At 69.4% G+C, this 26,438-nt stretch carries 26 protein-coding genes, 1 tRNA gene and 1 pseudogene; 17 read left to right on the top strand and 11 right to left on the bottom strand.

The genetic code is table 11. The features are described 5' to 3' along the window. Nucleotides 1-89: 89 nt before the first annotated feature. Nucleotides 90-902 carry a LytTR family DNA-binding domain-containing protein gene (locus ASE02_RS13590; protein WP_156406050.1) on the bottom strand — a complete coding sequence of 271 codons (813 nt, stop codon included), beginning with the start codon at nt 900-902 and terminating at the stop codon, nt 90-92. A gap of 110 nt (nt 903-1,012) precedes the next feature. Here ASE02_RS13590 and ASE02_RS13585 point away from each other — a divergent pair, with 110 nt between their 5' ends. From ASE02_RS13585 to ASE02_RS13570, 4 genes are all read left to right on the top strand, one after another. After that, the gene (locus ASE02_RS13585; RefSeq protein ID WP_056735076.1) at nt 1,013-2,215 is read left to right on the top strand and encodes an acyltransferase family protein; all 1,203 of its coding nucleotides are present in this window, start codon (nt 1,013-1,015) and stop codon (nt 2,213-2,215) included. A 123-nt stretch (nt 2,216-2,338) separates the two neighbouring features. Then, nucleotides 2,339-2,926: a LemA family protein gene (locus tag ASE02_RS13580; protein ID WP_082602065.1), complete on the top strand. Its 588-nt coding sequence runs from the start codon at nt 2,339-2,341 to the stop codon at nt 2,924-2,926. Continuing rightward, entirely contained in the window at nt 2,923-3,738 is an 816-nt protein-coding gene (locus ASE02_RS13575; protein ID WP_056735074.1) for a YgcG family protein, read from the top strand. Before ASE02_RS13580 ends, ASE02_RS13575 begins: the two co-directional genes overlap by 4 nt. A 2-nt stretch (nt 3,739-3,740) precedes the next feature. Beyond that, nucleotides 3,741-4,433, top strand: a complete 693-nt coding sequence (locus ASE02_RS13570; RefSeq protein WP_056735073.1) for a TPM domain-containing protein — start codon at nt 3,741-3,743, stop codon at nt 4,431-4,433. 110 nt (nt 4,434-4,543) lie between these two features. Here the strand turns inward: ASE02_RS13570 and ASE02_RS13565 are convergent, their stop codons facing one another. Together ASE02_RS13565 and gloB are read right to left on the bottom strand one after the other, a co-directional pair. Beyond that, nucleotides 4,544-6,172 (bottom strand): Na+/H+ antiporter, encoded by a 1,629-nt coding sequence (locus ASE02_RS13565; RefSeq protein ID WP_056735072.1) that lies wholly within the window; start codon nt 6,170-6,172, stop codon nt 4,544-4,546. A 27-nt stretch (nt 6,173-6,199) separates the two neighbouring features. Next, nucleotides 6,200-6,964 (bottom strand): hydroxyacylglutathione hydrolase, encoded by a 765-nt coding sequence (gene gloB, locus ASE02_RS13560; RefSeq protein WP_056735071.1) that lies wholly within the window; start codon nt 6,962-6,964, stop codon nt 6,200-6,202. A gap of 78 nt (nt 6,965-7,042) precedes the next feature. Between gloB and ASE02_RS13555 the strand changes: the two genes are divergently transcribed. Beyond that, nucleotides 7,043-7,798, top strand: coding sequence for a class I SAM-dependent methyltransferase (locus tag ASE02_RS13555; protein ID WP_056735070.1), 756 nt, complete (start codon nt 7,043-7,045; stop codon nt 7,796-7,798). Nucleotides 7,799-7,874: 76 nt separating this feature from the next. After that, a complete protein-coding gene (locus ASE02_RS13550; RefSeq protein WP_056735069.1) occupies nt 7,875-8,219 on the top strand; it encodes a P-II family nitrogen regulator in 345 nt (114 codons plus the stop codon). A 3-nt stretch (nt 8,220-8,222) separates the two neighbouring features. Here ASE02_RS13550 and ASE02_RS13545 read toward each other — a convergent pair whose 3' ends face one another. Continuing rightward, nucleotides 8,223-9,575: a calcium-binding protein gene (locus ASE02_RS13545; protein WP_056735068.1), complete on the bottom strand. Its 1,353-nt coding sequence runs from the start codon at nt 9,573-9,575 to the stop codon at nt 8,223-8,225. Nucleotides 9,576-9,589: 14 nt separating this feature from the next. Continuing rightward, the gene (locus ASE02_RS13540) at nt 9,590-9,931 is read right to left on the bottom strand and encodes a helix-turn-helix domain-containing protein (RefSeq protein WP_056735067.1); all 342 of its coding nucleotides are present in this window, start codon (nt 9,929-9,931) and stop codon (nt 9,590-9,592) included. Between the two features lie 175 nt (nt 9,932-10,106). On the opposite strand from ASE02_RS13540, the gene ASE02_RS13535 reads away from it, so the two are divergent. Beyond that, a complete protein-coding gene (locus tag ASE02_RS13535; protein ID WP_156406049.1) occupies nt 10,107-13,235 on the top strand; it encodes an autotransporter domain-containing protein in 3,129 nt (1,042 codons plus the stop codon). A gap of 14 nt (nt 13,236-13,249) precedes the next feature. After that, complete coding sequence (locus tag ASE02_RS13530) at nt 13,250-13,528, top strand: hypothetical protein (RefSeq protein WP_056735065.1); 279 nt, start codon at nt 13,250-13,252, stop codon at nt 13,526-13,528. A 35-nt stretch (nt 13,529-13,563) separates the two neighbouring features. On the opposite strand, the gene metW is transcribed toward ASE02_RS13530, so the two are convergent. After that, entirely contained in the window at nt 13,564-14,229 is a 666-nt protein-coding gene (gene metW / locus ASE02_RS13525; protein ID WP_235536695.1) for a methionine biosynthesis protein MetW, read from the bottom strand. Further along, complete coding sequence (locus tag ASE02_RS13520; RefSeq protein WP_056735063.1) at nt 14,226-15,377, bottom strand: homoserine O-acetyltransferase; 1,152 nt, start codon at nt 15,375-15,377, stop codon at nt 14,226-14,228. The genes metW and ASE02_RS13520 overlap by 4 nt, the downstream gene beginning before the upstream one ends. A 122-nt stretch (nt 15,378-15,499) precedes the next feature. Between ASE02_RS13520 and ASE02_RS13515 the strand changes: the two genes are divergently transcribed. The 4 genes from ASE02_RS13515 (at nt 15,500) to ASE02_RS13500 (ending at nt 18,950) form a co-directional block, all read left to right on the top strand. Next, entirely contained in the window at nt 15,500-15,991 is a 492-nt protein-coding gene (locus ASE02_RS13515; RefSeq protein ID WP_056735062.1) for a histidine phosphatase family protein, read from the top strand. Between the two features lie 2 nt (nt 15,992-15,993). Next, a complete protein-coding gene (locus ASE02_RS13510) occupies nt 15,994-16,335 on the top strand; it encodes a DUF952 domain-containing protein (protein WP_056735061.1) in 342 nt (113 codons plus the stop codon). After that, nucleotides 16,332-17,372: a quinone-dependent dihydroorotate dehydrogenase gene (locus ASE02_RS13505; RefSeq protein ID WP_056735060.1), complete on the top strand. Its 1,041-nt coding sequence runs from the start codon at nt 16,332-16,334 to the stop codon at nt 17,370-17,372. The genes ASE02_RS13510 and ASE02_RS13505 overlap by 4 nt, the downstream gene beginning before the upstream one ends. A gap of 81 nt (nt 17,373-17,453) precedes the next feature. After that, nucleotides 17,454-18,950 carry a sensor histidine kinase gene (locus tag ASE02_RS13500; RefSeq protein ID WP_056735059.1) on the top strand — a complete coding sequence of 499 codons (1,497 nt, stop codon included), beginning with the start codon at nt 17,454-17,456 and terminating at the stop codon, nt 18,948-18,950. Between the two features lie 206 nt (nt 18,951-19,156). On the opposite strand, the gene ggt is transcribed toward ASE02_RS13500, so the two are convergent. After that, a complete protein-coding gene (gene ggt / locus ASE02_RS13495; RefSeq protein WP_056735058.1) occupies nt 19,157-20,923 on the bottom strand; it encodes a gamma-glutamyltransferase in 1,767 nt (588 codons plus the stop codon). 50 nt (nt 20,924-20,973) lie between these two features. Between ggt and ASE02_RS13490 the strand changes: the two genes are divergently transcribed. The 4 genes from ASE02_RS13490 to ASE02_RS22990 all read left to right on the top strand — a co-directional run bounded on the left by ASE02_RS13490 (nt 20,974) and on the right by ASE02_RS22990 (nt 23,960). After that, a complete protein-coding gene (locus ASE02_RS13490; protein ID WP_056735057.1) occupies nt 20,974-22,002 on the top strand; it encodes a P1 family peptidase in 1,029 nt (342 codons plus the stop codon). A 120-nt stretch (nt 22,003-22,122) separates the two neighbouring features. Beyond that, nucleotides 22,123-23,373, top strand: a complete 1,251-nt coding sequence (locus tag ASE02_RS13485; protein ID WP_156406047.1) for a hypothetical protein — start codon at nt 22,123-22,125, stop codon at nt 23,371-23,373. A 96-nt stretch (nt 23,374-23,469) separates the two neighbouring features. Beyond that, nucleotides 23,470-23,546, top strand: a tRNA-Arg gene (locus ASE02_RS13480). Nucleotides 23,547-23,741: 195 nt separating this feature from the next. After that, entirely contained in the window at nt 23,742-23,960 is a 219-nt protein-coding gene (locus tag ASE02_RS22990; protein ID WP_056735055.1) for a hypothetical protein, read from the top strand. 162 nt (nt 23,961-24,122) lie between these two features. Here the strand turns inward: ASE02_RS22990 and ASE02_RS22985 are convergent. From ASE02_RS22985 to ASE02_RS13455, 3 genes and pseudogenes are all read right to left on the bottom strand, one after another. Next, a pseudogene (locus tag ASE02_RS22985) lies at nt 24,123-25,178 on the bottom strand (recombinase family protein); the annotation flags it as partial. 18 nt (nt 25,179-25,196) lie between these two features. After that, on the bottom strand, nt 25,197-25,415 hold the full coding sequence (locus ASE02_RS13460; RefSeq protein WP_056735049.1) for a hypothetical protein: 219 nt from the start codon (nt 25,413-25,415) through the stop codon (nt 25,197-25,199). 105 nt (nt 25,416-25,520) lie between these two features. After that, nucleotides 25,521-25,835: a hypothetical protein gene (locus tag ASE02_RS13455; RefSeq protein WP_056735046.1), complete on the bottom strand. Its 315-nt coding sequence runs from the start codon at nt 25,833-25,835 to the stop codon at nt 25,521-25,523. A gap of 298 nt (nt 25,836-26,133) precedes the next feature. Here ASE02_RS13455 and ASE02_RS22030 point away from each other — a divergent pair, with 298 nt between their 5' ends. Then, entirely contained in the window at nt 26,134-26,376 is a 243-nt protein-coding gene (locus ASE02_RS22030; RefSeq protein ID WP_082602062.1) for a helix-turn-helix domain-containing protein, read from the top strand. The last annotated feature ends 62 nt before the right edge of the window (nt 26,377-26,438 follow it).

Here is a 26,438-nt window from a genome sequence, read left to right as displayed (position 1 = left end):
GGCAGCCCCAGGCCCGCCAACATCAACCCAACTCACTCGCAGCGGGCGTAGCGCAACAGGCCCCCAGCGGGAGAGGATCTGAAGTCTCGCTATCCCGCCCGCAGCCGGGCGAGCGCCTCGGGGAAGCGGCGCGAGAGCGGGGCCTCCACGCCGCCGAGGCCGACCGCGTAGTCGCCGGACTTCTCAGGCCGCAGTTCGGTGACGCGGGCGGCGTTGACCAGCCAGGAACGGTGGGTGCGCACGAAGCCGTGGGGCGTCAGCTCGGCCTCGATGGCGGTGAGCGAGGAACGCATCAGCGGTTTGCGGCCGTCGGCCAGGACGAACTCGACATAGTTGCCGGCCGAACTGACGGCGAGGATGTCGGCGACCTGGGCCCTGACCACCTTGGCCCCGTCGCGGATGTCGAAGGTGGCGGGAGACGTCGTGGCGGCCTCACCTTGCTGCGGTCGGCCATAGGCGCGCAGCAGGGCCCAGAAGGCGGTGAGGCCGATGAAATAGCCGAGCCCGTCCTTGCGCAGTTCATAGATGAAGCGGTCGGGGACGACGTACTGGTAGGGGATGTCCAGGGCGGCGAAGACCAGCAGCCGCAAGCCATAGAACCCCAGGACGTGGACGCTCGAGAAGATCAGCAGGGCGGTGATGTGAACGGCCAGCACCCGCCAGCGCGGCCGGCTGTCCAGGGGCGCGATGCGGTAGGCGAGCAGGGCGATGGGCAGACAGGCGATGGCGCTGAGCGCGCTCGTGTACTGCTGGATCAGCGGATAGATCCAGTGAACGCCGGGGTTGTCCTGGATCTCGGTGAAGATGTTGACCGTGTTGAGCGCCAGGATGGTCAAGGCGAACAGCGGGAAGGCGCGCCGCCAGAAGATCCCGTTCATCCCCGATAGATCGCCGCTCGTCACGCCCGGCCTCCGCCCGTCCCGATGGCCGCGCCGCGCGTACCTGGGCGCTTCCCGCGCCGGGCGGACATCACCGAACACTGGCTGATCTCGTCCACCCCAGAGCTCACGCCATGACCTCCGCCGTTTCCTCAGAACGCCGCCCCGACCTCGACTGGATCCGGGTGGGCGCCTTCTTCCTGCTGATTCTCTATCACGTCGGCATGTTCTACGTGCCCTGGGGCTTCCACGTGAAGTCGCCCCATCCGGTGGCGGCGCTGGAGCCGTTGATGTTGATCACCAATCCTTGGCGGTTGACCCTGCTGTTCCTGGTGTCGGGGGCGGCGACCCGGTTCATGGCCGACAAGCTGAGCGCGGGCGGTTTGGCCAAGGCGCGGACGGCGCGGCTGCTGCCGCCATTGCTGTTCGCCGTCTTGGTGATCGTGCCGCCCCAGACCTATTACGAGATCGTCGAGAAGCTCGGCTACTCGGGCTCGGTCCTCGACTTCTACGGCAAGTACGTCACCGCCTCGGGCCATTGGCGGCCAGATGGCGAGCCGCTGATCACGCCGACCTATAATCACATGTGGTTCGTGGCCTATCTGTTCATCTACAGCCTGATCCTGGCCGGCCTGCTGAAGGTCGGGCGCGGCGCCGTGGGCCGGTTGGAGGCAGGGTTGGAGCGGGCGCTGTCAGGCTGGGGCCTGCTGGTCTGGCCGATGGTCTGCCTGATCGTGCTGCGGATGACGCTGTTTCCGATCTTCGACATCACCCACGCCCTGGTCGACGACTGGTACAACCATGCCCTGTCGTTCGGGGTCTTCGTCTTCGGGTTCCTGACCGCCAAGTCGCAGGTCCTGAAGGCGGCCTTCATCAGGGTCCGCTGGCCGGCCCTGATCCTGGCCTTGCTGGGCTACGGCGCCTACGTGGCCATTCGCATGGCCTATCGCGGAGACGAGCCGGCGCCGGACGCGGTGCTGCTGATCGCCCGCGTGGCCTACGGTGTCGACCAATGGGGCGCGATCGCCGCCATCCTCGGCTTCGGGGCCAAGCACCTGACCCGCGGCGGACCGGTGCTGACCTATCTGACGCTCGGAGTGTTCCCGTTCTACATCGTCCACCAGACCTTCATCGTGGTGGCCGGCTATCACCTGGCCAGGCTTGACCTGCCGCAGGGCCTGGAGGCCGCGATCCTGATCATTGGGACCTTCGCGACCTGCCTCCTGACCTACGAGATCGTCCGGCGGGTGAACCTGCTGCGGCCGCTGTTCGGCCTGAAGCCGACGCCGCCCGTGCGGGGCGTGGAAGTAGGGGGCAATCGTCCAGAGATTGCATAGGGCCACGGGCCGGGCCAATGATAGCGCCAGCCAAGCTCGGACTTGGCGCAGGCCTGGGAGAATTCTCACGTGACCATTCTTCGCAACCGCGTCGCGCGTGCGGTCTTGATCGTGCTGGCGCCTATGCTGATCGCCGGGTGCGGGGTCAACACCATCCCCACCAAGGACGAAGCCGCCAAGGCCCAGTGGGCCGAGGTGCAGAACCAGTATCAACGCCGGGCGGACCTGATCCCGAACCTAGTGGAGACCGTGAAGGGCTACGCCACCCAGGAGCGCGAGGTCCTGACCCAGGTCACCGAAGCGCGCGCCTCGGCGACCCAGGTCAAGGTCGACGCCTCGACCATCACCGACCCCGCGGCCTTCGAGAAATACGCCGCCGCCCAGGACCAGCTGTCGGGCGTGCTGGGCCGGCTGATGATGATCCAGGAGCGCTATCCGGACCTGAAGTCGAACCAGAACTTCATGGCCCTGCAGAGCCAGCTCGAGGGCACCGAGAACCGCATCGCCATCGCGCGGCGCGACTACAACGCCGCGGTCCAGAGCTACAACACCGAGATCCGCACCTTCCCCGGCGCCCTGTGGGCCGGGACCGTGCACCGCTGGGCCAAGCCGATGCAGACCTTCGCGGCCAACGCCGCGGCGCAGTCGGCGCCTAATGTCAGCTTCGGCGCGCCGGCCGCGCCCGCGCCGGCGGCGGCCAACGCCCAATGACAAGGCTTGCGGGACCGCGGGGCGTCTTTCGCCTCGCGGTCCTGGTCCTGCTGCTGAGCGTCGGTGCGGCGTTCGCCGCCGCGCCGAAGTTCCCCCCGCTGACCGGGCGGGTGGTGGACAACGCCAATATCCTGTCGCCGCAGGTCGAGGCGGAACTGACCACCGAGCTGGCGACCCTGGAGACCCAGACGGGCCGCCAGCTGGTCGTGGCGACCCTGCCGGACCTGCAGGGCTACGAGATCGAGGACTACGGCTACCAGCTGCTGCGCACCTGGGGCATCGGCAGCAAGGAGCGCGACGACGGCGCGATCCTGATCGTCGCGCCCAGCGAGCGGAAGGTGCGGATCGAGGTCGGCTATGGCCTGGAGCCGGTGCTGACCGACGCCCTGTCCAGCGTGATCATCAATCAGCGGATCCTGCCGGCCTTCAAGGCCGGGAACATGGAGGCTGGCGTCGTCGACGGCGCCCGCGGTCTCATCCAGCAGCTCTCCTTGCCTGACGAGGAGGCCCGCGCGGCGGCCGCGGCGCCGGCCAAGGCGCAGGGCGGCGAGAGCATCGGGCCGGCGACCATCCTGGTCATCTTCATCATCTTCTGGCTGCTCAGCGGCGTGCTCGGCGGCTTTGGCCGACGGCGCGGCGGCCGGGGCCTCTGGTGGCTGCTGCCGCTGCTGCTGAACGGCGGCGGAGGAGGCGGTGGTCGCGGCGGCGGCGACTGGGGCGGCGGCGGCTTCGGAGGCGGCGGTTTTGGCGGGGGCGGCTTTGGCGGCGGCGGCGGGTCCGGCGGCGGCGGCGGAGCTTCGGGGAGTTGGTAGGGATGCTGACGGAATCTGACCGCGCGCGGGTCGAGGCCGCGGTGAAGGCGGCCGAGCTCGGGACGACCGGCGAGATCTACTGCGTGGTGGCCGCCGAGTCCTCGGACTATCTGGAAGTGCCCATCGCCTGGGGGGCGATCGCCGCGCTGGCCGCGCCGGCGGTGCTGCTGGCGTTCGGCGTCCATGTCACCGCGCCCGACGATTTTGGCGGCGGCTGGTCGGCCGCCCAGATGAGTTCGGCCGCCGAGACCGCGGCGCGCGGCGCGCTGAGCGGGGCGATCTTGCTGCAGGGCGTACTGTTCGTGCTGGTGGCGATCCTGGTCGCCATCGGGCCGATACGGCGGTGGATGACGCCCCGGGCGCTGAAGCGCGAGCGGGTGCGCCGCCGGGCGCACGAGCAGTTCCTGGCCAAGAACCTGCAGTCGACGCGCGAGCGCACCGGGGTGCTGATCTATGTCTCGGCCAGTGAGCACATGGCCGAGCTGATCGCCGACGAGGGCATCGCCGCCAAGGTCAATGACGCGGCCTGGGACGGGGCGATGCAGCGGCTGATCGACGGGTTCAAGGCCGGGCGTCCCGCCGACGGCTTCGAGGACGCCATCGCGCTCTGCGGCACGATCCTGGCCGAGCACTTCCCGCCGCGCGACGACGACAATCCCAACGAACTGTCGGACTCGGTGGTGGTGCTGGGTTAGGGCGCGACCGATCATCGAGGCACATAAGATCCCTCTCCCTCGGGAGAGGTTAGGTGAGGGGGCCGCGTAGCGGCGCTCCTGGCCAACGGTCCTGGCGGCGCAGAGCGCGGTCAGCCGTAGCGGGCTTCCAGCAGGTCGATTTCGCGAACCATCCGGCGCGCCGCCTCCTCGTCCAGTTCGCGGCGGCGGGCCATGCGGAAGATCTCGTCGCGCTCGGCGCGCAGGCCGGCCAGACGCAGCTGGCGTTCGATCTGATCGACTTTCTGGTTATGGGCGGCGGCCTCGGGGCTTTGCTGGCGGCTGTCGATCCGCTGGCGATAGAGCTCCATGATCCTGGCCGAGGCGTCGGTATAGAGGTCGGCGTCCGCGCGGCCCTTGGCCATGGCGTGCTGGGCCTTGTCGATCGCTCGGATGGCCGACTGGGCGGCGGCGACGCGGGCCCTGTCCATCGCGCTCTGGTGGGACGGCTCGGGCGGCAGTTCCAGGTTCTTGAGCAGGCGCGGCAGGGCGATGCTGGCGACGACCAGCGAGACGATGATCACCCCGGCGGCCAGGAAGATGGCGAGGTTGCGGGCCGGGAAGGGCGCGCCGTCGGGCAGGGCGAAGGGGATGGTCAGCACGCCGGCCAGGGTGATGGCGCCGCGCACCCCGGCGAAGGACATGGCCGCCACCAGTCGCCAGCTCATCGGCGGTGGAACCTGGCCGCGGCGGACGGCGCGGAACATGTTCCAGCGCAGCGAGACCCACACCCACAGGAACCGCAGGGCCGCCAGGGCGGCGGTGATCGCCAGGACATAGACGGCCAGCCACCAGGGTTCCTGGTGGCCGGTGATGCGGACGGTCTCGGTGGCGCGGGCCAGGATGCTGGGCATCTGTTCGCCGAGCAGGACGAAGATCACGCCGTTCAGAGCGTATTGGATGGTGTCCCAGACCGCCGCCCGCCGCACGCGGGTGACGCCCAGGGCCTGGCCGCTCTGTTCGGTGAAGCTCATGGTCACGCCGGCGGCGACCGCGGCCAGGATGCCCGAGCACCCGAAGTGTTCGGCCAGCAGGTAGGCGCCGAACGGGATCAGCAGGCTGATCAGGATCTGGGCGCTGGTGTCCTCGCCGAGCTTGGCGCTGACCCAGTTCTTGGCCTTGGTGACGCTCCAGGTGACGCCGACCCCGATGGCCAGGCCGCCGATGGCGACCCAGAGGAACGAGACGAAGGCCTCGCCCAGCGAGAAGGCGCCGGTCATGGCGGCGGCCACAGCGAAGCGCATGCAGACCAGGCCCGAGGCGTCGTTCAGCAGCGATTCCCCCTCCAGGATGTGCATCATCCGCTTGGGGATCGGGGCGCGTGAGGCGATGGCGGAAACCGCGATCGGGTCGGTCGGCGACAGGATGGCGGCCAGGGCGAAGGCCACCGGCAGCGGCACCGACGGGATCAGCCAGTGGATCAGGAACCCGACCCCGAGCACGGTGAAGATCACCAGCCCGAGCGCCAGCTCCAGCACGATCGCCCGGTCGCGGAACAGGTCTTCCTTGGGGATGCGCCAGCCGTCGAGGAACAGCAGCGGCGGCAGGAACAGCAGGAAGAAGATCGACGGCTGCAGGTCGACGGTCGGGACCACGGACACGGCGATGGCCGCGCCCAGGGCGATCTGCACCAGCGGCAGCGGCAGGCGGCTGAGCCGCGCCAGGGTCCCGCTGACGATCACCGCCAGCAGCAGGAAAAGAATAGTGCTGATCGAGGCCAAGAGCTCTCCCGCGCCGCGTTACGGACCTCAGCCCTTGAAGTTGTCCTTGGCGGTCCGCACGGCGGCGAAGGCCTCATAGTCTTGAGCGCCGGCGAGCCCGAGGCGGCCCGCCAACTGCGGCGCCCGCAGGAACGGGTTGGTCGCCTTTTCGAGGCCGATGGTGGTGGGCACCGTCCACTCGCCGCGCTCGCGGGCGGCGAAGATCGCCTCGGCGCGGGCCTTCAGGGCCGGCTCGTCGTCCACCGACAGCGCGAAGCGGGCGTTGGAGGCGGTGTATTCGTGGGCGCAGTAGACCTTGGTCTCGTCGGGCAGGGCGGCCAGCCGTTGCAGGCTGTCCCACATCTGCTGCGGCGTGCCTTCGAAGAGGCGGCCGCAGCCGAGCGCGAACAGGGTGTCGCCGACAAAGGCGGCGCGGTCGGCGGCGTCGAAATAGGCGATGTGGCCCAGCGTGTGGCCGCCGCTCTCGATGACGTCCAGCAAGGTCTGCCCGAGCGTGACCTGATCGCCGCCAGAGACTTCGCGGTCGGGCGCCTGGCCGATGCGCTCGACCTCCTTGGGACCGACGACGACGGCGCCGGTGGCGGCCTTGACCTGGGCGTTGCCGCCGGCGTGGTCGGGATGCCAGTGGGTGTTGAGGATCAGGGCGAGTTTCCAGCCTAGCGCGTCAAGCTCGCGCAGGATGGCGCCCGCGTCCGGGGTGTCGATGCAGGCGGCCAGCCCTGTCGCGTCGTCGCGGACCAGGAAGCCGTAATTATCGGACAGGCAAGGAAACTGATGGACGGTGATCGACACGTATCTCGTCTCCCCTAGGGACTTCTGAATTCGTTTGCGATTTAAGGTCGGTCTGCAAACAAGTCGAGCATAAGCCAGATGCGCCGCGACGTCCTCGAGCTCCGCCAGTTTTACGCCTCCCCGCTCGGGCGGGCGGCGCGTGAAATGGTGAGCCGCAAGGTGATCGAGACCTGGGGCGACGCGCGCGATCTCGACGTGCTGGGCCTGGGCTACGCCACGCCGTTCCTGGGATCGATCCGGCCGTCCGCGCGCCGGGTGGTGGCGGCGATGCCGGCCCAGCAGGGGGTGGAGCTCTGGCCCGCCGAGGCCCGCAACCTGGCCTGCCTGTCGGAAGAGGACGCGCTGCCGTTCCAGAACGCCTTCTTCGACCGCATCCTGGCGGTCCACACCCTGGAGGAAAGCCGCGATCCGCTCGCCTTGCTGCGCGAGGTCTGGCGCGTGCTGGCGCCGACCGGCCGGGTGGTGGTGGTGACCGCGGCCCGCAACGGCCTGTGGGCCAACGCCGAGAAGACGCCTTTCGGCCACGGCCGGCCCTATACCCGCAGCCAGCTGGCCGAGCTGCTGCGCGAGGCCGAGCTGGAGCCCACCGGCTGGACCCGCGCGCTCTATGTGCCGCCGGTCCCGTGGATGGCCGGCGCGGCCGAGGGGTTCGAGCAGGCCGGTTCACGGCTCTGGCCCGGCTTTGCCGGTCTGGTGCTGACCGAGGCGGTGAAGGAGACCTTCGCGGTCAAGGCCAAGGTGGCGCGGGCCCGAGTCTCCACCGTTCGGCCCGGACTTTCGCCGCTGCCAGCCAATCGGGCGCCTGTTTCGCGGGCGCCGGAACCTTCACCTTAGCGAAGCGCTTGGATGGGGCGTCGGTTCGCCCTAGCCTTACGCGATAGCGGCACGTTCCGAGCCCTGGAGTTTCGCCATGAAGATGATCGTCGCGGTGATCAAGCCGAGCCGTCTGGACGCAGTCCTGGAGGCCGTCACCGAGGCCGGAGCCTCAGGGCTGACCGTCACCGAGGTGCGGGGCTATGGCCGCCAGCGCGGCAAGACCGAGGTCTATCGCGGCGCCGAGTACGAGGTGAAGCTGCTGCCCAAGGTGAAGCTGGAGATCGCGGTGCCCTCCGACATCGCCGAGACGGTGATCGAGGCGGTGGCGCGCACGGCCAACACCGGCAAGATCGGCGACGGCAAGGTGTTCGTGATGGACCTGGAGCAGGCGCTGCGGATCCGCACCGGCGACCGCGACGCCGCTGCCATCGCCGGCTGAGGCCTAGAAGAGGAACGACCCGTCGTCTGCGGGACGTTCGAGCCCGCCGACGCCGGCGAGGCTGTCGGCCAGCCCATAGCCGGAAAGCGTCTCGCCGTTGGCGCTCACCGGAGCCTTGAACCCGCCGCCGACCAGCAGATAGCCGTCCTCCTTGCCGTCGCCGTCCAGATCGACGTCAACGCGGTAGCCAGGCGTGGGCGGGGTCGGATTCTTCGAGACGAGGCTGGTGTTGAACCCATGAACGCCGCCCAACAGGTCGGGCTGTTCGGTTCGTCCAAGGACGTGGACGTCCTTGCCGTCGGCGCCGACGAGGCGGTCACCCTGGATTGTCGAGTAGTCGAGGATCACGCCGAGCAGGGCGCCGGGCGCCGGGTGGGCGACGACGAAGGTGTCGGCGCCCGCGCCGCCTTGGGCGATGGTCGTGGCGGCCAGGTTGATCTGGTCGTCGCCGTCGCCGCCGTCGAGGAAGTCGAACCGCCCCTCCGGCGCGCCGCCGCCGTCCAGGGTGTCGGCGCCCGCGCCGCCATAGAGATGGTCCGCGCCCGCGCCGCCGGACAGGCTGTCCTGGCCCGCGCCGCCGTGCAGGGTGTCGTCGCCGTCGCCGCCGCGCAGCGTGTCGTTGCCGTCCGAGCCTTGCAAGACCTGGCCCTTGGCGGGGTCCTCGGCTGCGGCGATCGACGCCATGACCGGGGTCGCGTCATCAGTCGGCGCATCGACGGCGGTGGTGTCGACAGGGTCCAGGGACTCTGTCGTCGCGACCGGGATTTCAGTCGCCGGTTCGGCCGTCGCCGCCACCGGCGGGGCGTCGTCCTGAGCGGTCTGTTGCAGGGCCAGCAGATCCTGGCGCTGTTCCTCGGTGGAGGCCTGCGCGGCCTCGGTCGCGCCTGGGGAGATCAGCATCGGCGCCGGGGGCGGGGTCTCGTCGTGGGGCGCCGCGACCGCGGCCTCGGCGTGTTCGACGTCGTAGATAAAGGTCCCGGCCACCACCAGCGCGATCAGGCTCTGCACCTGGCGGGCGCTCAGCGACACGACGACGTCCTCGCGAATCTCGCGCCAGTCGCCGCCCAGCAGACGGTCGCAGGCGCTCCACAGGGTGTCGCCTTCCTGCACGGCGTCGGCCGAGGCGTCGTGGATCACGAACTGGCCGTTGATCCGCGCGACGTGGATCAGGACTTCTTCGTTCTCATCCTTGATCACGCACCAGGGGTCGCCCTCGTCGGTCATCCCGTAGACGACCTCGACCTTCGCGCCGTTCGCCGACAGGCGGTCAGCCAGATCGGACAGCCGGTCGCGTTCGGCAGCGGTCCAGCCGCCGCCGGCGCTGGGCCGTGGTTCGAACGCGACGACGTTGGTCATTACGGCGCTGGTTCCTAGCCCCTACCCGCCAGGCGCGCGAACGGCGCGTCCTCGGCGGCTTCCCCGAACAACAGCCGGTAGAGTTCCGGCTCGTAGTAACGCAGCAAGGTGCGTGCAAATTCGGCGGGATTGAGGCCGACGGCCTCCGCCCATGCGCCTTGCGTCTCGATCGGGACGCGGCCCAGGCCGCTCTCCACCTGTGAGACGAAGGTGTAGTAGCGCAAGCCCACGCGTTCCGCCAGTTCGGCCTGGGTCAGGCCCGCGGCCTCACGGCCAGCCTTCAGCCAGCGCCCGGCCTCCTGGCGCAGGCTCTTGGTGACCGCCGCTCGCGCTGGGTCGACCGCGCTTCTTGGCATCTCTGTACTCCTCACGCTCGCGGCGGATGTGGGCCGCAAAGCCATCTTGCGACATTTGACGGGGCTATGTACAGTAATTACGAAACGTATTTATACGCGACGTGTAACACCTCGTCGTCTTCATAACATGGACCTGTGGCCGCAAGCCACGTCGTGAGGTCCGACTGGAGTGATCATGCGCCTTCGCCACGTCCTGTTCGCCGCCGCTTCACCGCTGTGCCTGTTGGCAAGCGCGGCCCAGGCCGAGACCGTCATCTCGACGAGCATCACCACGCCCGTGGCGACCGCCACCGCCGCCAATGGCGCCCGCGACGACATCAAGGTGTCGAGCGCCGGCGTGGTGCAGCCGACGAGCGGGACGGCGATCACGTTGAACAGCAACAACAACGTGACCAACGAAGGCGCGATCAAGATCCAGAACGCCAACGACGCCACCGGTATCCTGGTGCTGGGCGGCATGACCGGCGAGCTGAAGACGACCGGGTCGATCACCATCGACGAAACCACCGAGGCCAAGGACACCGATTCCGACGGCGACATCGACGGGCCGTTCGCCACCGGCGCGCGCCGCTATGGCGTGCGGGTGACCGGTCCGGCCGCGTTCCACGGCAATATCGTCCAGGCCGGCGGCACGATCACCATCGAAGGCAATGATTCGGCGGGCATCTCGGTGGAGACGGCGATCGACGGTTCGCTGCGCACCGCCGGCGCGATCGCGGTCACCGGCGACCGGTCCTACGGCGTTCATGCGACCAGCACGGTGGGCGGCGACGTCGCCATCCTGTCGTCCGTCGCGGTCCAGGGCCAAGGCTCGGTCGGCGTGGCCGCCGACGACAATGTCGGGGGCAAGCTGGTCATCGGCAATTCGGTGGTCGCCACCGGCTTCCGCTACACCACCCGGCCGGTCGAGACGGCCGTGGCCAAGCTGGACGCCGACGACCTGCTGATCGGCGGCCCGGCCGTGCGCATCCGCGGCGACGTGTTCGGCGGCGTCCTGGTCGACGCCCCGCCGGCCGACCTGGATCCCAAGGACGCCGACGAAGACAAGGACGGCGTTCCCGACGCGCAGGAAACCACCGGCCAGATCACCTCCTACGGCTCCGGGGCCGGGATGCAGATCGGCTCCGACACCCGCGACATTCGTCTCGGCGTCGGCGGGACCGGGGTCAACGCCTACGGCCTCAACATCAAGGGCACGGTCCAGGGCCTGGGCACCTATGACGGAGTGGCGGCCAAGGGCGTCCAACTCGGCGGCCAAGGCGGCAAGGTGAACATCGACGGCGGCGTCCGCGTCTCGGGCACCGTCAACGCGGCCTCGGTGAAGGCCGGCGCCGTGGGCCTGCAACTGGGCGCCGGCGTGAGCACGCCGAAAATCCTGGTCGACGGCGGGGCTATCAAGGCCTCGACCTCGACAGCCGACGCCGTCGACGTCCGCGCGATCCAGATCGATGCCGGCGCTTCGGTGGATTATCTGGGCAACTCCGGAACCATCACCGCCGGGATCACCGGGTCCAAGGGTTCGGCCACCGCGATCCTCGACGCCTCGGGCTCGCTGCGCACGATCGAGAACGTCCACACCATCACCGCGGCCATCGTGCCGACCGACTCCGCGAGCGTGACCGGCAAGGCCGTGGCGCTGGACCTGCGGGCCAACACCGCCGGCGTCACCGTGCGCCAGGGCGCCAACGCCTCGACCACGGTCGTCCCGACCATCACCGGCGACGTGCTGTTCGGCTCGGGCGCGGGCCGCCTGGAGCTGTTGGCCGGCGTGCTGAACGGCGCCGTGGCCTTCGGCTCGGGCGCCGACAGCCTGGTGATCGACGGCGGGGCCAAGATGACCGGCGCCCTGACCGACGCCGGGGGCGGCCTGACCGTCAACATCGCCAAGGGCCGGCTGACCGCCACCAACGTCGACGCCATCAACCTGACCTCGCTCAACCTTGGATCGACCGGCGAGCTGGTGCTCACCGCCGACCCGGCCGCCGGCAAGGCGACGATGCTGAACGTCGCCGGCGTCGCGGACCTGGCGACCGGCTCCAAGGTCGGCCTGCGCTTCACCTCCAAGCTCGCCGCCCCGACCACCTTCACCCTGATCAAGGCCGGCACGCTGACCTCAGGGACCATCGACCAGAGCCTGCTCGGCTCGACGCCGTGGCTCTACAAGGCCGAACTGCGGGTCGATAGCGCGCAGAACTCGCTGCTGGCCGACGTGCGCCGCCGCACCGCCACGGAAGCGGGGCTGAACAGCGCCGAGGCCGCGGCCTATGACGCGGTGTTCGCCAATTTCGACCGCGACAAGACCGTCAGCGACGCCCTGCTGGCCAAGACCGACGAGAAGGGCTTCGTCTCGCTCTACGACCAGTTCCTGCCGGACTTCTCGGGCAGCCTGTTCCACAGCCTGGCGGCGGCGTCGGACGCCACCAACCGGGCGATCGACGAAGACAAGGGCGTGATGACCGACCAGGGCCTGCGGGTCTGGACCCAGGAGATCGCCTTCCTGGTCAAGCGCGACCTGGATCGTTCGGCCAGCTACGACGCCGACGGTTTCGGCCTGGCCGGCGGCGTCGAGGCGCCCAGCACCGGCTACGGCACGCTCGGCCTGATGACCAGCTTCGTGAACGTCAACGTGGACGACAGCTTCGCCTCGGCGGCCGAATCGCTCGGCGGCCAGGTGTTCTCGGCCGGGGTCTACTGGCGCGACAGCGTCGGCGGGCTGACCGCCAATCTCGGCCTGACCGGGGGCTACGCCTCGCTGAAGAGCACCCGCGTGGTCTCCGACCCGACCGCCGGCCTCAACCGTTCGGCCAAGTCCGACTGGAGCGGCGGCACGTTCTCCGCGCACGGCGGCCTGAGCTACCTGCTCGGCGCCGGCCGCTTCTTCGCCAAGCCTCAAGTCACCGCCGACTACTTCCTGCTGAAGGAAGACGGCCGCACCGAGAGCGGCGGCGGCGACGCCGTGAACCTGGAGATCGGCAAGCGGTCGAGCAATCAGCTTAGCGCCTTCGCTGGCGTCACCTTCGGGGCCAGGTTCGGCGAGGAGAGCGCCTTTGTCTGGATACCCGAGTTGACCGCCGGATGGCGTCAGGCAGCCGGCGATGGAGTGGACGTCACGACCGCCCGCTTCGTCGCCGGAGGCCCTGCCTTCAGCCTGTCGGCTCCCGATCTCTCGGGCGGCGGACCGGTGCTGCGCCTGGCCCTTCGCGGGCAGGGCGAATACTTCGACTTCGCCATCGAAGGCGGCGGCGAAGTGCGTGACGACTACGAGGCCTATGACGGCCGTGTCGTGGTCCGGTTCCTGTTCTGACGGAGTATTTTACGATGACGATGTTGGCTGGAGGTCTGCTTGCGATCGCCGCGGTTTTGGTGAGCCTCGCACGCCGGACCTACGGTCGGCCGCCCCTTTGGCGTTCGCGCGCGGCCCTGGCCGGCTCGATCGCCTGCCTGGGGCTGGCCGGCGTCCTCGTCGCCTTTGACCCGAGTGCGTTAGTCGAAACGCCGGTCCTGTTCGTGGCCGCGTTCTGCCTCTTCGAAGGGAGCCTGGCGCTCCTCAGCCTGATGGCCGCGGCGGGACGCCCGCAGCCCAAATGGCTCTCCTGACGGCCCAGGCGTTCTCCCCCGGCGCCTGGGCGGGTCTATTCGAAGAGGTCCCCGGGAGGCGGGGCTGGCGCACCTGGAGGCGCCGGCTCCGCCTTTCGGCTTAGCAGGAAGAGGGCGGTTTCGGCCCGCCAGTTCTCGATCGGCCGCGAGGGATCGACCATCCGCGCGGCCTTGCCGGGGATCAGCGCCGAACAGGTCTCGATCCGCAGCTCCAGCAGGTCGCACAGGTCGGTGAAGTCCCGCAGCGTGCACAGGTGGATGTTCGGCGTCGACCACCAGGGCTCGGGCAGGGCCTTGGTCTCGGGCATCCGGCCGGTGGTGACCAGCGCCCAGCGCACCCGCCAATGGCCGAAGTTCGGCAGCGACACCACCGCGCGGTCGGCGATCCGGAGCAGCTCCGACAGCACGTGCTTGGGATCGCGGACCTGTTGCAGGGTCTTGGACAGCACCGCGTAGTCGAAGGCCTTGGTCGGGAAATGGTCGAGGTCGCGGTCGGCGTCGCCCTGCACCACGGCCAGGCCGCGCGCCAGACAGGCGGCCACGCCCTCGCCCGACAGCTCCAGCCCCTGGCCGTCGATGCGCTTTTCCCGCGTCAGCAACTCCAGCAGTTCGCCCTCGCCGCAGCCGACGTCCAGCACCCGCGCGCCGGGACGCACCAGGCGCAGGATCTCCTTGAAGTCGTCGCGCATGGTGAGGCTCACGCCAGTCCCCGCTTTTCGGCCGCCGAGGCCAGGAAGCCGCGCAGCGCCGAATCCAGCGCCGGTTCGTCCAGGAAGAAGGCGTCGTGGCCCTTGTCGGTCTCGATCTCGGCGAAGCTCGCCCGGCAGCCGGCGGCGTTCAGCGCCCGCACCACGTCGCGGCTCTCGGCGGTGGAGTAGAGCCAGTCCGACGAGAACGAGAGCACGCAGAACCGCACGTGCCGCGCGCGGCGGAAGGCTTCGGCCAGCACGCCGCCGTGGCTGGCGGCGAGGTCGAAATAGTCCAGGGCGCGGGTGACGTAGAGATAGGAGTTGGCGTCGAAGCGATCGACGAAGCTGGCCCCCTGGTGGCGCAGGTAGCTCTCGACCTGGAAGTCGGCGTCGAAGCCCCAGCTGAGGCCGTCGCGTTGCAGCTCGCGGCCGAATTTCCGCTGCAGGGCGGTCTCCGACAGATAGGTGATGTGGGCGGCCATCCGCGCGACGGCCAGGCCCTTTTCGGGGCGCACGCCCTGGCCCTCATAGGCGCCGGCGCGCCAGTCGGGATCGGCCATGATCGCCTGGCGCCCGACCTCGTGGAAGGCGATGTTCTGGGCCGAGTGGCGGGCGGCGGCGGCGATGCAGATCGCCGAGAACAGCTTCTCCGGATAGGAGGCGGCCCATTGCAGCACCTGCATACCGCCCATCGAGCCGCCGACCACGGCGAACAGGGTCTCGATGCCTAGGGCCTCGACCAGCATCGCCTGGGCGCGGACCATGTCGGCGATGGTGATCATCGGGAAGGTCAGGGCGTAGGGCTGGCCGGTCGCCGGGTTGACCGAGGCCGGGCCGGTCGATCCCATGCAGCCGCCGACCACATTGGCGCAGATGATGAAGTGGCGGGCCGGATCAAGCGGCAGGCCCGGCCCGACGACGCGGTTCCACCAGCCCGGCTTGCCGGTGACGGGGTGGGTCGAGGCCACGTGCTGGTCGCCGGTCAGGGCGTGGCAGACCAGGACGGCGTTGGATTTGTCGGCGTTCAGCGACCCATAGGTCTTGTAGGCGACCTCAAGCGGGCTGAGCAGGGCGCCGGAGTCCAGGCGCAGGGGCTGGTCGGCCGGAAAGCGGTGCACGCCGCCGTCGGTTTCACCTGTCGGGATCGCAATGGCGGTCATCCGACGCTTGGACCGCCAAGCTCATTCGCTGTCAACAGCTTCGCGTATCGCTCTTGGCCCGCTATGAGACCTGCTGCGGCGCTTGGGGGCGCGTTATCAAGCGGGGGCGCGGCGGAGCGTTCATGGATCGGCTTATTCTCTTGCGGCACGGTAAGGCGGAGCGGGACTCCGCGAGCGGCGATGACTTCGACCGCAAACTCACTGAGCGCGGGGTCAGGGAATCGGCGGCGATGGCCGCGACCCTGGCCGACCTGGGCTTGATCCCAGATGTCGTCCTGGTGTCTCCGGCCGCCCGCACGCGCGGCACCTGGGCGGCGGCGCAAGGCGCGTTCCCGCAGGCCGCCTCGCGTATCGAGCAGAGTCTCTATCACGCCGAGGAACGGGTCGTGCGCCAGCTGGCCGAGGGCGCGGGCCAGAGCTCCAAAGCGGTGATGATCGTCGGGCACAATCCGGGCCTGCAGGAACTGACCATCCGGTTGCTGGCCGAGGGCTCGGCGCCCTCGACGCTGATGGCGCGGGCGCACGCCAATTTCCCGACCGCCTCGGCGGCCGTGTTCCTGTTCGACGCCGCCGGCCGCCCGTCCTACGACGGCCTCTTCTATCCGAAGGGCTGAGCGTGAGCCGCATCTACAAGATCCTCGCCCGCGACGAATGGACAGCCGCGCAGGACGTTGGCGTCTTCACCGGTTCGGCGGTCGATCTCGCCGACGGCTACATCCACTTCTCGACCGCCGCCCAGGCGGCCGAGACCGCGCGCCGCCATTTCGCCGGCAAGGCCGATCTGGTGGTGCTTGCGATCGAGGCTGACGATCTGGGCGCGGCCCTGGTCTGGGAACCCTCGCGGGGCGGGGACCTGTTTCCGCACCTTTACGGTCAACTGTCCGTCGCCAGCGTGCTGGCGGTGACCGACGCCCCGCTGGGCGAGGGCGACGTTCCGAACCTTGGGGAGTTGGCATGAGCCTGCACGACATCGCCGCGCGGCTGCTGCACGTCCTTGACCCCGAGGACGCCCACCGTTTCACCATCCGCGCGCTGCAGGCGGGCTTTGGCCCCGGCTCGGGCGGCGACGATCCGATCCTGGCGACGCAGGTCGCGGGCCTGGCCCTGCCCAACTGCGTGGGTCTGGCGCCCGGCTTCGACAAGAACGCCGAGGTGTTCGGCCCGATGCTGCGCGCCGGGTTCGGTTTCGTGGAATGCGGCACCGTCACCCCGTTGGCCCAGGCCGGCAATCCGCGTCCGCGCCTGTTCCGGCTGAGCGAGGACCAGGCGGTGATCAACCGCATGGGCTTCAACAACGAGGGGCTGGAGCCCTTCGCCGCGCGCCTGGGGCGCCGTGGGCCAGGGATCGTCGGCGCCAATATCGGCGCCAACAAGGACGCCGAGGACCGGATCGGCGACTATGTCACCGGCCTGACCCGGCTGTGGGGGCTGGCCTCCTACTTCACGATCAACATCTCCTCGCCCAACACGCCGGGTCTGCGCGCCTTGCAGACCAAGGCGGCGCTGGAGGAACTGCTGGGCCGGTTGGCGCAGGCGCGCGACGGCCTGCCGGCGCAAGGCCGGGTGCCGATGTTCCTGAAGGTCGCGCCGGACCTGGAGGACGGCGAGATCGAGGCCATCGTCGAGACCGTGGTCGCCAACGGCCTGCAAGGCATCATCGTCTCCAACACCACCATCACCCGGCCAAGTCTGGCCTCCAAGCACGCGGGCGAGGCGGGCGGCCTGTCCGGCGCGCCGCTGACCGGGCTGTCGACCCAGATGCTGGGCGCCTTCCATCAGGCCAGCGCCGGCCGGGTCGCGCTGATCGGGGCCGGGGGCATCGGTTCGGGCGCCGACGCCTACGCCAAGATCCGGGCCGGCGCCTGCGCGGTGCAGCTCTATTCGGCCATGGTGTTCGGCGGGCCGGGCCTGGTCACCCGAATCAAGCGTGACTTGGCGGCCTGCCTGCGCCGCGACGGCTTTGATTCCGTGGCTGCTGCGGTAGGCGCCAGTTGAGGCGCAGGGGCCGATTCCACTCGCCTGTGGAGCTACGCCGCGTTGCCGAAACGTTCGGCGTGCAGTAACGGGGGAGTCGTCATGGCGGACGCCCCCTCTCCCCCGGCGCCCATAAGGCCGCCCAGGCGCCGCTTCTTCTGGCCCGGCGGCCTGTCTGCGCGTCTGCTGCTGCTCACCGTCCTGTTCGTGGCGGGAGCCGGCGCATTGGCGCTTCCCCCGGCGCTGGCGTCCTTCGAAGAACAATGGCTGCTGGACCGCGTGCGGGCGGCCGAACTGGCCTCGATGGCCACCGAGGCCGCGCCCGACCAGGTGCTGAGCGAGGCCCTGGCCTCGCAGCTGCGCCAGGGCGCCGGCGTCCAGACCGTCGCCATCCTCGACAATGACGGCAACCGCTTCCTGAAGGTGCCGGGGCCGAAGCTGGCCCGGCCGCCCTATCTGGTCGACCTGCGCGACCAGGCCCCGGAATCCTGGCTCAGCGCGCCGTTCCAGACCCTGTTCGGCGGCGGCGAGGGCCGGATGGTCCGGGTGATCGCCGAGCCGCGCTTCTACAAGGCCCAGTTCATCGAGGTCGTGGCGCCCGACGCCGAGCTGAAGGCCGAGCTCAAGGTCTATCTCTGGCGCCTGCTGGCGGTGATGGCCTTCGTGTCGGCCCTGGCCGGCGGGCTGGTCTATCTGTCGCTGAACTACTTCCTGGTCCGGCCGATGCAGCGGATCACCCGTTCGATGGAGCGCTTCGCGTCCGATCCCGAGGACGCCGCAGCGCGGATCGAGCCCTCCGGCCGTCGCGACGAGATCGGCCGCGCCGAGGTCCAGTTGGAGCGGATGCAGGACGAACTGCGCGTCGCGCTCTCCTCCCGCGCCCGGCTGGCCGCGCTCGGCGAGGCGGTCGCCAAGATCAATCACGACCTGCGCAACATGCTGACCAGCGCCCAGATCGCCTCCGAGCGGTTGGCGGCGCTGAACGACCCGCAGGTCACCCAAGCCATGCCGCGCCTGGAGCGCGCCCTCGACCGGGCCGTGAAGCTCGCCACCGGCGTGCTGACCTACGGCAAGACCGAGGAGGCGGCGCCCGACGCCCGTCCGCTGCCGCTGGGGCCCGTGCTGGAGGCCGCTGCCGAGGAGGCGCGGCTGTCGCCCGAGGGCGTTCGGATGATCTCGCTGGTGGACGCCGGCGAGCAGGTGAACGCCGACCCCGACCAATTGCACCGCATCCTGGTGAACCTGCTGCGCAACGCCCGCGAGGCGGTGGAGCAGCAAACCGCCCGCATGACGCCCGGCGCGATCCAGGTCTCGCTGTTCGAGGACGACGGGGCCAGCGTCATCCGCCTGGCCGATAACGGCCCCGGCGTGTCCGAGCGGGCGCGCGAGCGTCTGTTCCAGCCGTTCGCCGGCTCGACGCGGGCCGGCGGCGCGGGCCTGGGCCTGGCCATCGCCCGTGAGCTGGCCCAGGGCCACGGCGGCGATCTCTCGCTATCCCAGACCGGGCCGGAGGGTTCGGTGTTCGAGCTGCGCCTGCCCGGCGCGCCCGTGAAGGCGCCGCCTCTCAAGGGCCGCCGGGCCAAGAACGCCGAGGCCTGAGGGTTCGGCCGAGCCGCCACCCGCCAAACTCGTTATCCTCCGGTCAGCCGTAGGCTGATCCGGGGGACCCAAGCTGAGTTCGCAGAATGTGGCTGAGGCCGCCGCCAACGTCCCCCGGATCGTCTTTCAGACGACCGGAGGATGACGAGTTTGGGGGGCGACGACGTCCACACAGGCCCTTGTGAGGACCTGAGTTGGCGGCGGGCCTAGAACCCCTTGGCCACGCCTTCGCGGCGGTCGTCGGCGCCGCCTTGCAGACCTTGCGGCGTCATGATCACCCCGTGCAGGCCCGAGCCTTCGCCGCCGCTGCCCTTGAAGGTCACGCCCTTGGCGGCCAGCGCCTCGACCACGCCGGGCGCGAACCGGGCGGGCTCTGAGGCGATGTTGTCGCCACGGGCGATCAGGTTGGGCAGGTTGAAGGCCTCCTGCATCGGCATTTTCCAGTCCAGCACCGCCACCAGGGCCTTGAGGTTATAGGCCAGGATCGAGTTGCCGCCCGGCGAGCCCAGGGCCGCATAGAACTTGCCGTCGCGGTCCAGGATGATGGTCGGGGCCATGGACGAGCGCGGCCGCTTGCCCGGCGCCACCGCATTGGCCGCCTGGGTTCCGTCGGTGTTCTTGGGCGACCAGGAGAAGTCGGTCAGCTGGTTGTTCAGGAAGAAGCCGCCGACCATCCGGCCGGTGCCGAAGATGCTCTCGACCGTGGTGGTCATCGAGACCGCGTTCCCGGCGGCGTCGACGATGACGAAGTGCGAGGTGCCGCCCGGCTCCAGGGTGGCGTCAGGCGCCAGCTTGCCGGCGCCGCGCGGCTTGCCGGGCGCGGGGGCGGGGCCGGCCACGTCGCCGATCAGCTTGGCGCGCTCGGCCACATAGGCCGGCTCCAGCAGGCCCTCGACCGGGACCGGGGTGAAGTCAGGATCGCCGAAATAGCGGTCGCGGTCGGCGTACATCAGGCGGCTGGCCTGGGTGAACAGGAACCAGGCCTGGGGATCGGTCGGGCCGCGCGCGGCGATGTCGGTGTTGGAGAGGATGCCCAGCGCCTCCAGCAGGGCCACGCCGCTGGACGGGGCATTGGGCACGCAGACCACATAGACGCGGTAGGGGCGGCAGACCGCGTTATCCACCTTGGGCTTGTAGCTCTTGAGGTCGGTCAGGGTGAGCGTGCCGGGGCGCGGATCCTGCGCGGCCTTGGCGACGATAGCCTGGGCCAGCTCGCCCTCCAGCAGCGCCTTGGGGCCCTCGGCGGCGATCTTGCGCACGGTGGCGGCGTAGGCGGCGTTCTTCAGCATGTCGCCGGCCTGGTAGCGCTGGCCGCCTGGCTTGGTGAAATAGGCCTTGGCGTCGGCGGTCCCGGTCTGGGGGAAGGGCGCGGAGATCATCCCGGCCAGGCGAGGGCTGACCACGAAGCCCTGGTCGGCCAGGCGCTCGGCGTCGCCGAACAGATCCTTCCAGGCCAGCTTGCCGTGCCGGGCCTGGGCCATCGACAGCATGGCGACCGCGCCGGGGACGCCGGTGGCCTTGCCGCTGGTCACCGCGTCCGGATACGAGAGCGGCTTGCCCGCCGCGTCCAGGAACATGTCGGCCGTGGCGCCGGCTGGCGCGGTCTCGCGGCCGTTATAGGCGATCACCTTCTTGGTCTTGGCGTCGTAATAGGTCAGGAACCCGCCGCCGCCGAGCCCCGAACTCTGCGGCTCGACCAGGCCCAGCACCGCCTGCACGGCGACCGCGGCGTCCACCGCCGACCCGCCCTGGCGCAGCACGTTCAGGCCTGCCTCCACCGCGAGCGGATTGGCCGCCGAGACCATGACCTTCGGACCTGAGGCCGGCGCGACGGCGGCGGCCCGGACCGCGGGGGCGGGGGCTTGCGCCGTGGCGCAGGCCGAGAGGGCGAGCGCGAGGGAGGCGACGGCGAGACGCTTGAGCTGCAACACGAAGAACCACGCAAGACGGAGTGGGGAGGGGAGCGTCACCATAGCCATGCGTGCGTGGACAACAAATGCGAAGCCGTGCTTTCGATACTTATATGAGTGAAAAAGCCGCGGCCGCGCCCGGAGCGCGCAACCTGATCACCGATGTTCCAGGGCTGGCCGTGGGTCAGGCCCATGACGCGGCCGCCCGCACGGGCGTGACCGTGATCCTGCCCGACGATCGGGCGGTCGCCGCCTGCGACGTGCGCGGCGGCGGACCGGGTACGCGCGAGACCGACGCGCTGGCGCCCGAGAACCTAGTGGAGGCGATCGACGCCATCGTGCTGTCGGGCGGGTCGGTCTACGGCCTAGCCGCCGCCGACGGCGTGGTGGCGTGGCTAGGCGCGCGTGGGCGCGGCTATGGCCTGGTCTCGACCACCGGGGTGCCACGCTCGCCGGTGGTGCCTGGCGCCATCCTCTACGACCTCGCCAATGGCGGCGACCGCGCTTGGGGCGAGGACCCGCCCTATCGGCGGCTGGGCCGCGAGGCGGTGGCCGCCGCCGGGCGCGACTTCCAGCTTGGAACCGCCGGCGCGGGATACGGCGCCATGGCCGGCGGGTTGAAGGGCGGGGTCGGCTCGGCCTCGATCGTCGCGGCCGACGGGATCACGGTCGGCGCCGTGGTCTGCGTGAACTCCTTCGGGTCGGTGGTGGCCCCTGGCGGGCGCACCTTCTGGGCCTCGCCCTACGAGGTGGCGGGCGAGTTCGGCGGCCTGGGTTCGGCCGGGCTATCGGCTCCGGGCGATGTCTGGGGACTGGCCAAGGCCGACCCGGCCGAGCGGATGAACACCACCATCGCCTGCGTGGCCACCGACGTGGCGCTGACCCCGGCCCAGGCCAAGCGGGTGGCGGTGATGGCTCAGGACGGCCTGGCGCGGGCCATCCGCCCGATCCACGCGCCCTTCGACGGCGATGTGGTGTTCGCGGTCTCCACCGGCGTGCGGCCGCTGGGCGAGGGCGGCGACTTCACCATCGCCCGGATCGGCGCCCTGGCCGCCGACGTGCTGGCCCGTGCGGTGGCGCGCGGGGTCTACGAGGCCCAGCCCTGGCCTGGCGTCCGGGGCTGGCGCGACCTGCCCGAATAGACGCATCCGAGGCGAGGGCGGGTTTCGTCGTTGCCGTAGCGGTCTTCGTCGAATTTGCCGACCGGCGCAGTCGAGTCTAGGGTTCAGAGACCCGTGTTCGATTTCGTAGGAAAGCAAACGATGCAGTGGGTTAGGGCGACGGCTCTCGTGGCCGGTGCGGCCGTCATGGCCGGGGGCGCGGATGCGCAGACCAAGCAACAGGTCACAGGTCCGGTCGCGACCTATTGGATGAGCGCCAAGACCACCTCCGGCTTTGGGGGGATGATGGGCGGCGGCGAACGGCCCTCCATGGCCTCGATGATGGGCGCGGCCATGGGCGGCGGCTCGAACGTCTCCAAGACCCTCTCGCTGCAGCTGGGTTCGTCGCGCAAGGCGCCCGCCGCGCCGACGGCCGAGCACGTGCCGCCAGCCGCCCTGCGGGCCGGCCAGAGCCTGCCCCTGCTGACGCCCAGGGCGCAGCCGAAGCAGCGGGTCGAGGAAACCCCCGCGGCCATGCCTGAGAACTACAAGCCCAAGGGGCGGATGCTGATCTTCTGGGGCTGTGGCCAGCACGCCAAGGCCGGCCAGCCGATTGTCATCGACTTCGCCAAGATGGCCGCCGGCCAGGCTCCGGCCGGACTGGAGGCGCTGTCGCGCAGCCTGGCTGTCACGGCGATGCAGCCGCCTTCGCCAGGTCGCAACGCCACCTATGGCGAGTGGCCGAACGAAAAGACCCGGACCACCGTCCCGGCCGGCGGCTCGCTGATCGGCGACCATCTGATCCGGGGCAACTACAGCCCCGACATCCAGTTCGCCCTGACCCCGGGGCAGGATTTCCTCGGGCCGCTGCAACTGACCAGCAACGCGGCCTCCGGGCAGCTGAGCTGGAACCCGGTGGCCAACGCCCGCGGCTATCTGGCGACCGCGGTGGGGGCCGGCGAGGACGAGACCATGGTCATGTGGTCCTCCAGCGAGATCCAGGCCTCGGCCTTCGCCCTGCCGGAGTATCTCAGCAACGCCGACCTGGCCCGGCTGGTCGCCTCCAAGGCGCTGATGGGCCCAGCCGTCACCAACTGCACGATCCCCCAGGAGGTGCTAAGGATCGCGCCCCAGGCCATGGTGCAGTTGGCCGCCTATGGCGGGGAGACCAACATCTCCTATCCCCCGCGCCCGGCTGATCCGAAGACCCTCTGGAACATCGATTGGACGCTGAAGGTCCGCTACAAGTCGCAGACCGCCACGATGCTCGGCATGGACATGGCCGGCATGGGCGGCGGCGAGGAGGCCGGCTCGCCGGAAGGGCGCGGCCAGAAACCCCAGTCGCCACTTGGCGCGCCGGGTCTCGGCGGGGCCATTCTGCGTGGTCTTGGTGGTCGACTTCCGGGGCTCTGACGGCGGAAAACGAGGCGATGAAAATTTCTCTCATTCCCCGGGTTGCCAAGCGAAGCCTCCCCGACTAGGTTCCGCGCCTTCGCCGAAAGGCACTGCGCGCCCGTAGCTCAGCTGGATAGAGCATCAGACTACGAATCTGAGGGTCGGACGTTCGAATCGTTCCGGGCGCGCCACTTCGGTTTGAAACTGCGAACTCGCAGGATCGCCGATTCTTCTCCCCCCGACGCGGCTAGAGTGCGGAGTAGTTCCGTCCTCGAACCCATGATCTTGATCTCGGAAGTTGAGATCACCTCGACGCGCTGGGCGACCGCGCGAAGGTGCTCGCGGCGGTATGAGCCATCCGGCGCCCGCATCCGTTCCCTGGCCGCTTGAGCGAACCTTTCGAGGCGCTCCGGGGTGAGGGTCGGTCCGAGCTTATCTATGGCGGCCTCGGCTCTCTCGGCGTCGGCGCGGGCTTCATCACGGATCACGGCAAGCTCGGCGATCCGGTCCTTGAGTCCTTCCTCGCTCGAGGCAGCCAAGCCGTCCTCAATCGCTGCATAGAGACGAGTCAGCTTGGCGGCCGCTTCGGCTGCGCGCTGGCGTAGCTCGGTGACATGAGAGCGGCGACGTTCGATCCACTCGCCGCGATGGTCGAGCACATTGCCCATGAGAATCGCCAAACGCTGAGGCTCCAACAGCCGTCGCTCCAGATGGTCGGCGACGGCGTTGTCGAGCTTCTCCATCGGCACGGTGATGCCGGTGCAGCCCTCCTTGCCGATCCGTGCCTTGGTCGAGCAGGTGTAGTAGCGATAGCGCCCGTTCTTGCCGGTGCGCAGGGTCATGGCTCCGCCGCACAGGCTGCAAAAGCAGATGCCGCCCAGGAGGGTTCCTGCGGCGACGAATCTGGGGTGCATGAAGCTGGAGCTGCGAAGGCGCAGGGAATCCTGCACCGCCTGGAACTCCGCCTCACTGACGATCGCCGGGACCGCGCTGACCGTGTGCTCGGATTCGGGTTTCGGCGCCTTGGTGACGTAGTTGCGATAGTTGAAGCGATGCTCGCCCTTGTAGGTCGTCTTCGTCAGGACGTGGTGCACGGCGCCAATCCCGAACCGGCCACCATCGCGGGTACGGATGTTCTGGTCGTTGAGGTGGGTGGCGATGGCCTTGAGGCCCATCGGTCCCGTCCCATCCACACCAAAGAGGGCGAGGCGGTAGATCTTCCGGACCTTCTCCGCCTGGATAGGGTCGATCTCCAACTTCTTCTTGAGCTTGGCGCCGCGCTGTTCGGCCACGACCACGCGATAGCCCAGCGGCGGCCGTGAGCCGTTCCAGAAGCCCTGGCGGGCGTTCTCTTTCATGGCCCGCAGGGTGTGCTTGGCGTTCTCCTTGGACTGGTACTCGTCGAAGAGTGTCATGATCTGGCGCATCATGGTGCTCATCGGATCGTCGCCCAGCTCCTGGGTGATCGAGACCAGCCGCACGCCATTCTTGGCCAACTTGCGGACGTAGAACTCGAACTGGAACTGATCGCGGAAGAACCGCGAGAAGGAGTGGACGACGATCACGTCGAAGGTCGGCGGCCTGAGCATGGCCGCTTCGATCATCGCCTGGAACGACGGCCGGCGATCATCGGTGGCGGTGTTGCCGGGTTCGACGAACTGTTCGGCGATGTCCCAGTTCTTCCCGGCGCAGTAAGCCTCAAGTTGGCGGCGCTGGTCGGGAATGGAGAGGTCACTTTCGGCCTGACGGCCGGTTGAGACACGCAAGTAGAGCGCCGCCCTCGACGGCGCCGAGGACGAGGTGGGGGCGATCAACCTGCCCATGGCGATATCTCCAGAGTGTCAGGGAGTGGGGCCGAACAACTCGTCGAGCAGATCGGCGAAGAAGGCCTCGATGACCCGCGCTTCGTGGTCGGTGACGGGCAGGGCGCGAGGCCAATCGTCAGTGACGATGATCGGCGCATAAGCGGGCTTGGCCGGGCGCGAGGCGACCGGCGGGTCTTGCTGGTAGTCGAAGAGGTCGGTCGGCGGCTCAGCGTGCCGACGGAGACGATGCGCCATGTCGCCAGCTTCTGGCGCGTGGCTTCACCGGCAAGCGCTTTCAGCAGTCGTCGCAGCCGGGCGTGGAGAGGCAGGGGCGTTGCGGTGGGCCGGCTGACGCGGTGGTTACTGGCGCGCAGCTCCGGTGACATAGGGGGCTCCGCAGTCAGGGCAGCATCGGGTGGCCAGTGCGTTCACCGCGTCGGCGACGAGTTGGTGGGCCGGGCCGCCCTCGTGCTGCAGGACGCGGGCGGCGATGGCGAGCTTGCTGGCGACGCCGTGAAGGTCCTTGGCTTTGAGCATGGCTAAGGACGTCAGCCGGTGCTCGCGCTCGTCTGACAGCCGATCAAGCCGCTCTTCGATCTCGAACATCTCTGCGGCCTGCGGAAGTGCCCGGCGCTCGACTTGAGAGAGCGAAAGCCAACCGAACTCCCGCGCCATCTGCGTTTCCAATGCAGCCCAACTCCGGGACAGTTGGTTGATCTCACTGTCGAGCAGCAGCCAGGCTTCACCGGCTGCTGCACTGTCGGAAGTTACCCTCCAACAGGCTCCGCCGACGATTGCGGCAGCCCCGCCGGAACCTGATCGAGGTGAGTTGGTATGCGGGCGCACAGAGTCGCCCGTCCCTCGACGCGAACCCATAGTTTGAGCCTCGGATAAGTGATTATCCTTTTAGTACCACACCGACTCGCTGGGATCAATCTAAAAATACCATGAACGGCACTAAAAGAGCTATCCCGTGCTGACAGCTGAGCAGATACGCGCTGGGCGGGCCCTTGTTGGGTGGAGCGGCGCCAAATTGGCGGAGGCCGCAGGCATCTCACTGCAGACCGTTCGCCGCATGGAGAGTGCGGTGGGGCCGGGTCGCAGCTCAGTGGAGAATTTGGAGGCCGTTCGTCGGGCGTTGGAGGGGGCGGGGGTTGTCTTTTTGGACGCTGCCCGTGACGCAACCGCCGGTCCGGGCGTCCGTCTCCGCTCGTAGGCTACGGGATTCACACAACTGCGTCGGCTTTGGCGCTGACGAAGCCGGCGAGCGTTGCGGCG

The organism is Phenylobacterium sp. Root700 (assembly GCF_001429025.1).
Taxonomy (GTDB): domain Bacteria; phylum Pseudomonadota; class Alphaproteobacteria; order Caulobacterales; family Caulobacteraceae; genus Phenylobacterium.
Note: the sequence above shows the minus strand (reverse complement) of the source record. Positions and strands in the feature narration are given on the sequence as shown.

What these genes read in the sequence shown, in the direction of transcription:
- ASE02_RS13505 (WP_056735060.1), top strand. Translation starts at nt 16,332, where the DNA reads ATGAGCCTGCACGACATCGCCGCGCGGCTGCTGCACGTCCTTGACCCC.
- ggt (WP_056735058.1), bottom strand. Translation starts at nt 20,923, where the DNA reads ATGGTGACGCTCCCCTCCCCACTCCGTCTTGCGTGGTTCTTCGTGTTG.
- ASE02_RS13460 (WP_056735049.1), bottom strand. Translation starts at nt 25,415, where the DNA reads ATGGCGCATCGTCTCCGTCGGCACGCTGAGCCGCCGACCGACCTCTTC.
- ASE02_RS13515 (WP_056735062.1), top strand. Translation starts at nt 15,500, where the DNA reads ATGGATCGGCTTATTCTCTTGCGGCACGGTAAGGCGGAGCGGGACTCC.
- ASE02_RS13530 (WP_056735065.1), top strand. Translation starts at nt 13,250, where the DNA reads ATGACGATGTTGGCTGGAGGTCTGCTTGCGATCGCCGCGGTTTTGGTG.
- ASE02_RS13580 (WP_082602065.1), top strand. Translation starts at nt 2,339, where the DNA reads ATGCTGATCGCCGGGTGCGGGGTCAACACCATCCCCACCAAGGACGAA.
- ASE02_RS13550 (WP_056735069.1), top strand. Translation starts at nt 7,875, where the DNA reads ATGAAGATGATCGTCGCGGTGATCAAGCCGAGCCGTCTGGACGCAGTC.
- ASE02_RS13570 (WP_056735073.1), top strand. Translation starts at nt 3,741, where the DNA reads ATGCTGACGGAATCTGACCGCGCGCGGGTCGAGGCCGCGGTGAAGGCG.
- ASE02_RS13520 (WP_056735063.1), bottom strand. Translation starts at nt 15,377, where the DNA reads ATGACCGCCATTGCGATCCCGACAGGTGAAACCGACGGCGGCGTGCAC.
- ASE02_RS13500 (WP_056735059.1), top strand. Translation starts at nt 17,454, where the DNA reads ATGGCGGACGCCCCCTCTCCCCCGGCGCCCATAAGGCCGCCCAGGCGC.
- ASE02_RS13455 (WP_056735046.1), bottom strand. Translation starts at nt 25,835, where the DNA reads ATGGCGCGGGAGTTCGGTTGGCTTTCGCTCTCTCAAGTCGAGCGCCGG.
- ASE02_RS13485 (WP_156406047.1), top strand. Translation starts at nt 22,123, where the DNA reads ATGCAGTGGGTTAGGGCGACGGCTCTCGTGGCCGGTGCGGCCGTCATG.
- ASE02_RS13555 (WP_056735070.1), top strand. Translation starts at nt 7,043, where the DNA reads ATGCGCCGCGACGTCCTCGAGCTCCGCCAGTTTTACGCCTCCCCGCTC.
- ASE02_RS13490 (WP_056735057.1), top strand. Translation starts at nt 20,974, where the DNA reads ATGAGTGAAAAAGCCGCGGCCGCGCCCGGAGCGCGCAACCTGATCACC.
- ASE02_RS13575 (WP_056735074.1), top strand. Translation starts at nt 2,923, where the DNA reads ATGACAAGGCTTGCGGGACCGCGGGGCGTCTTTCGCCTCGCGGTCCTG.
- ASE02_RS13545 (WP_056735068.1), bottom strand. Translation starts at nt 9,575, where the DNA reads ATGACCAACGTCGTCGCGTTCGAACCACGGCCCAGCGCCGGCGGCGGC.
- ASE02_RS13585 (WP_056735076.1), top strand. Translation starts at nt 1,013, where the DNA reads ATGACCTCCGCCGTTTCCTCAGAACGCCGCCCCGACCTCGACTGGATC.
- ASE02_RS13540 (WP_056735067.1), bottom strand. Translation starts at nt 9,931, where the DNA reads ATGCCAAGAAGCGCGGTCGACCCAGCGCGAGCGGCGGTCACCAAGAGC.
- ASE02_RS13535 (WP_156406049.1), top strand. Translation starts at nt 10,107, where the DNA reads ATGCGCCTTCGCCACGTCCTGTTCGCCGCCGCTTCACCGCTGTGCCTG.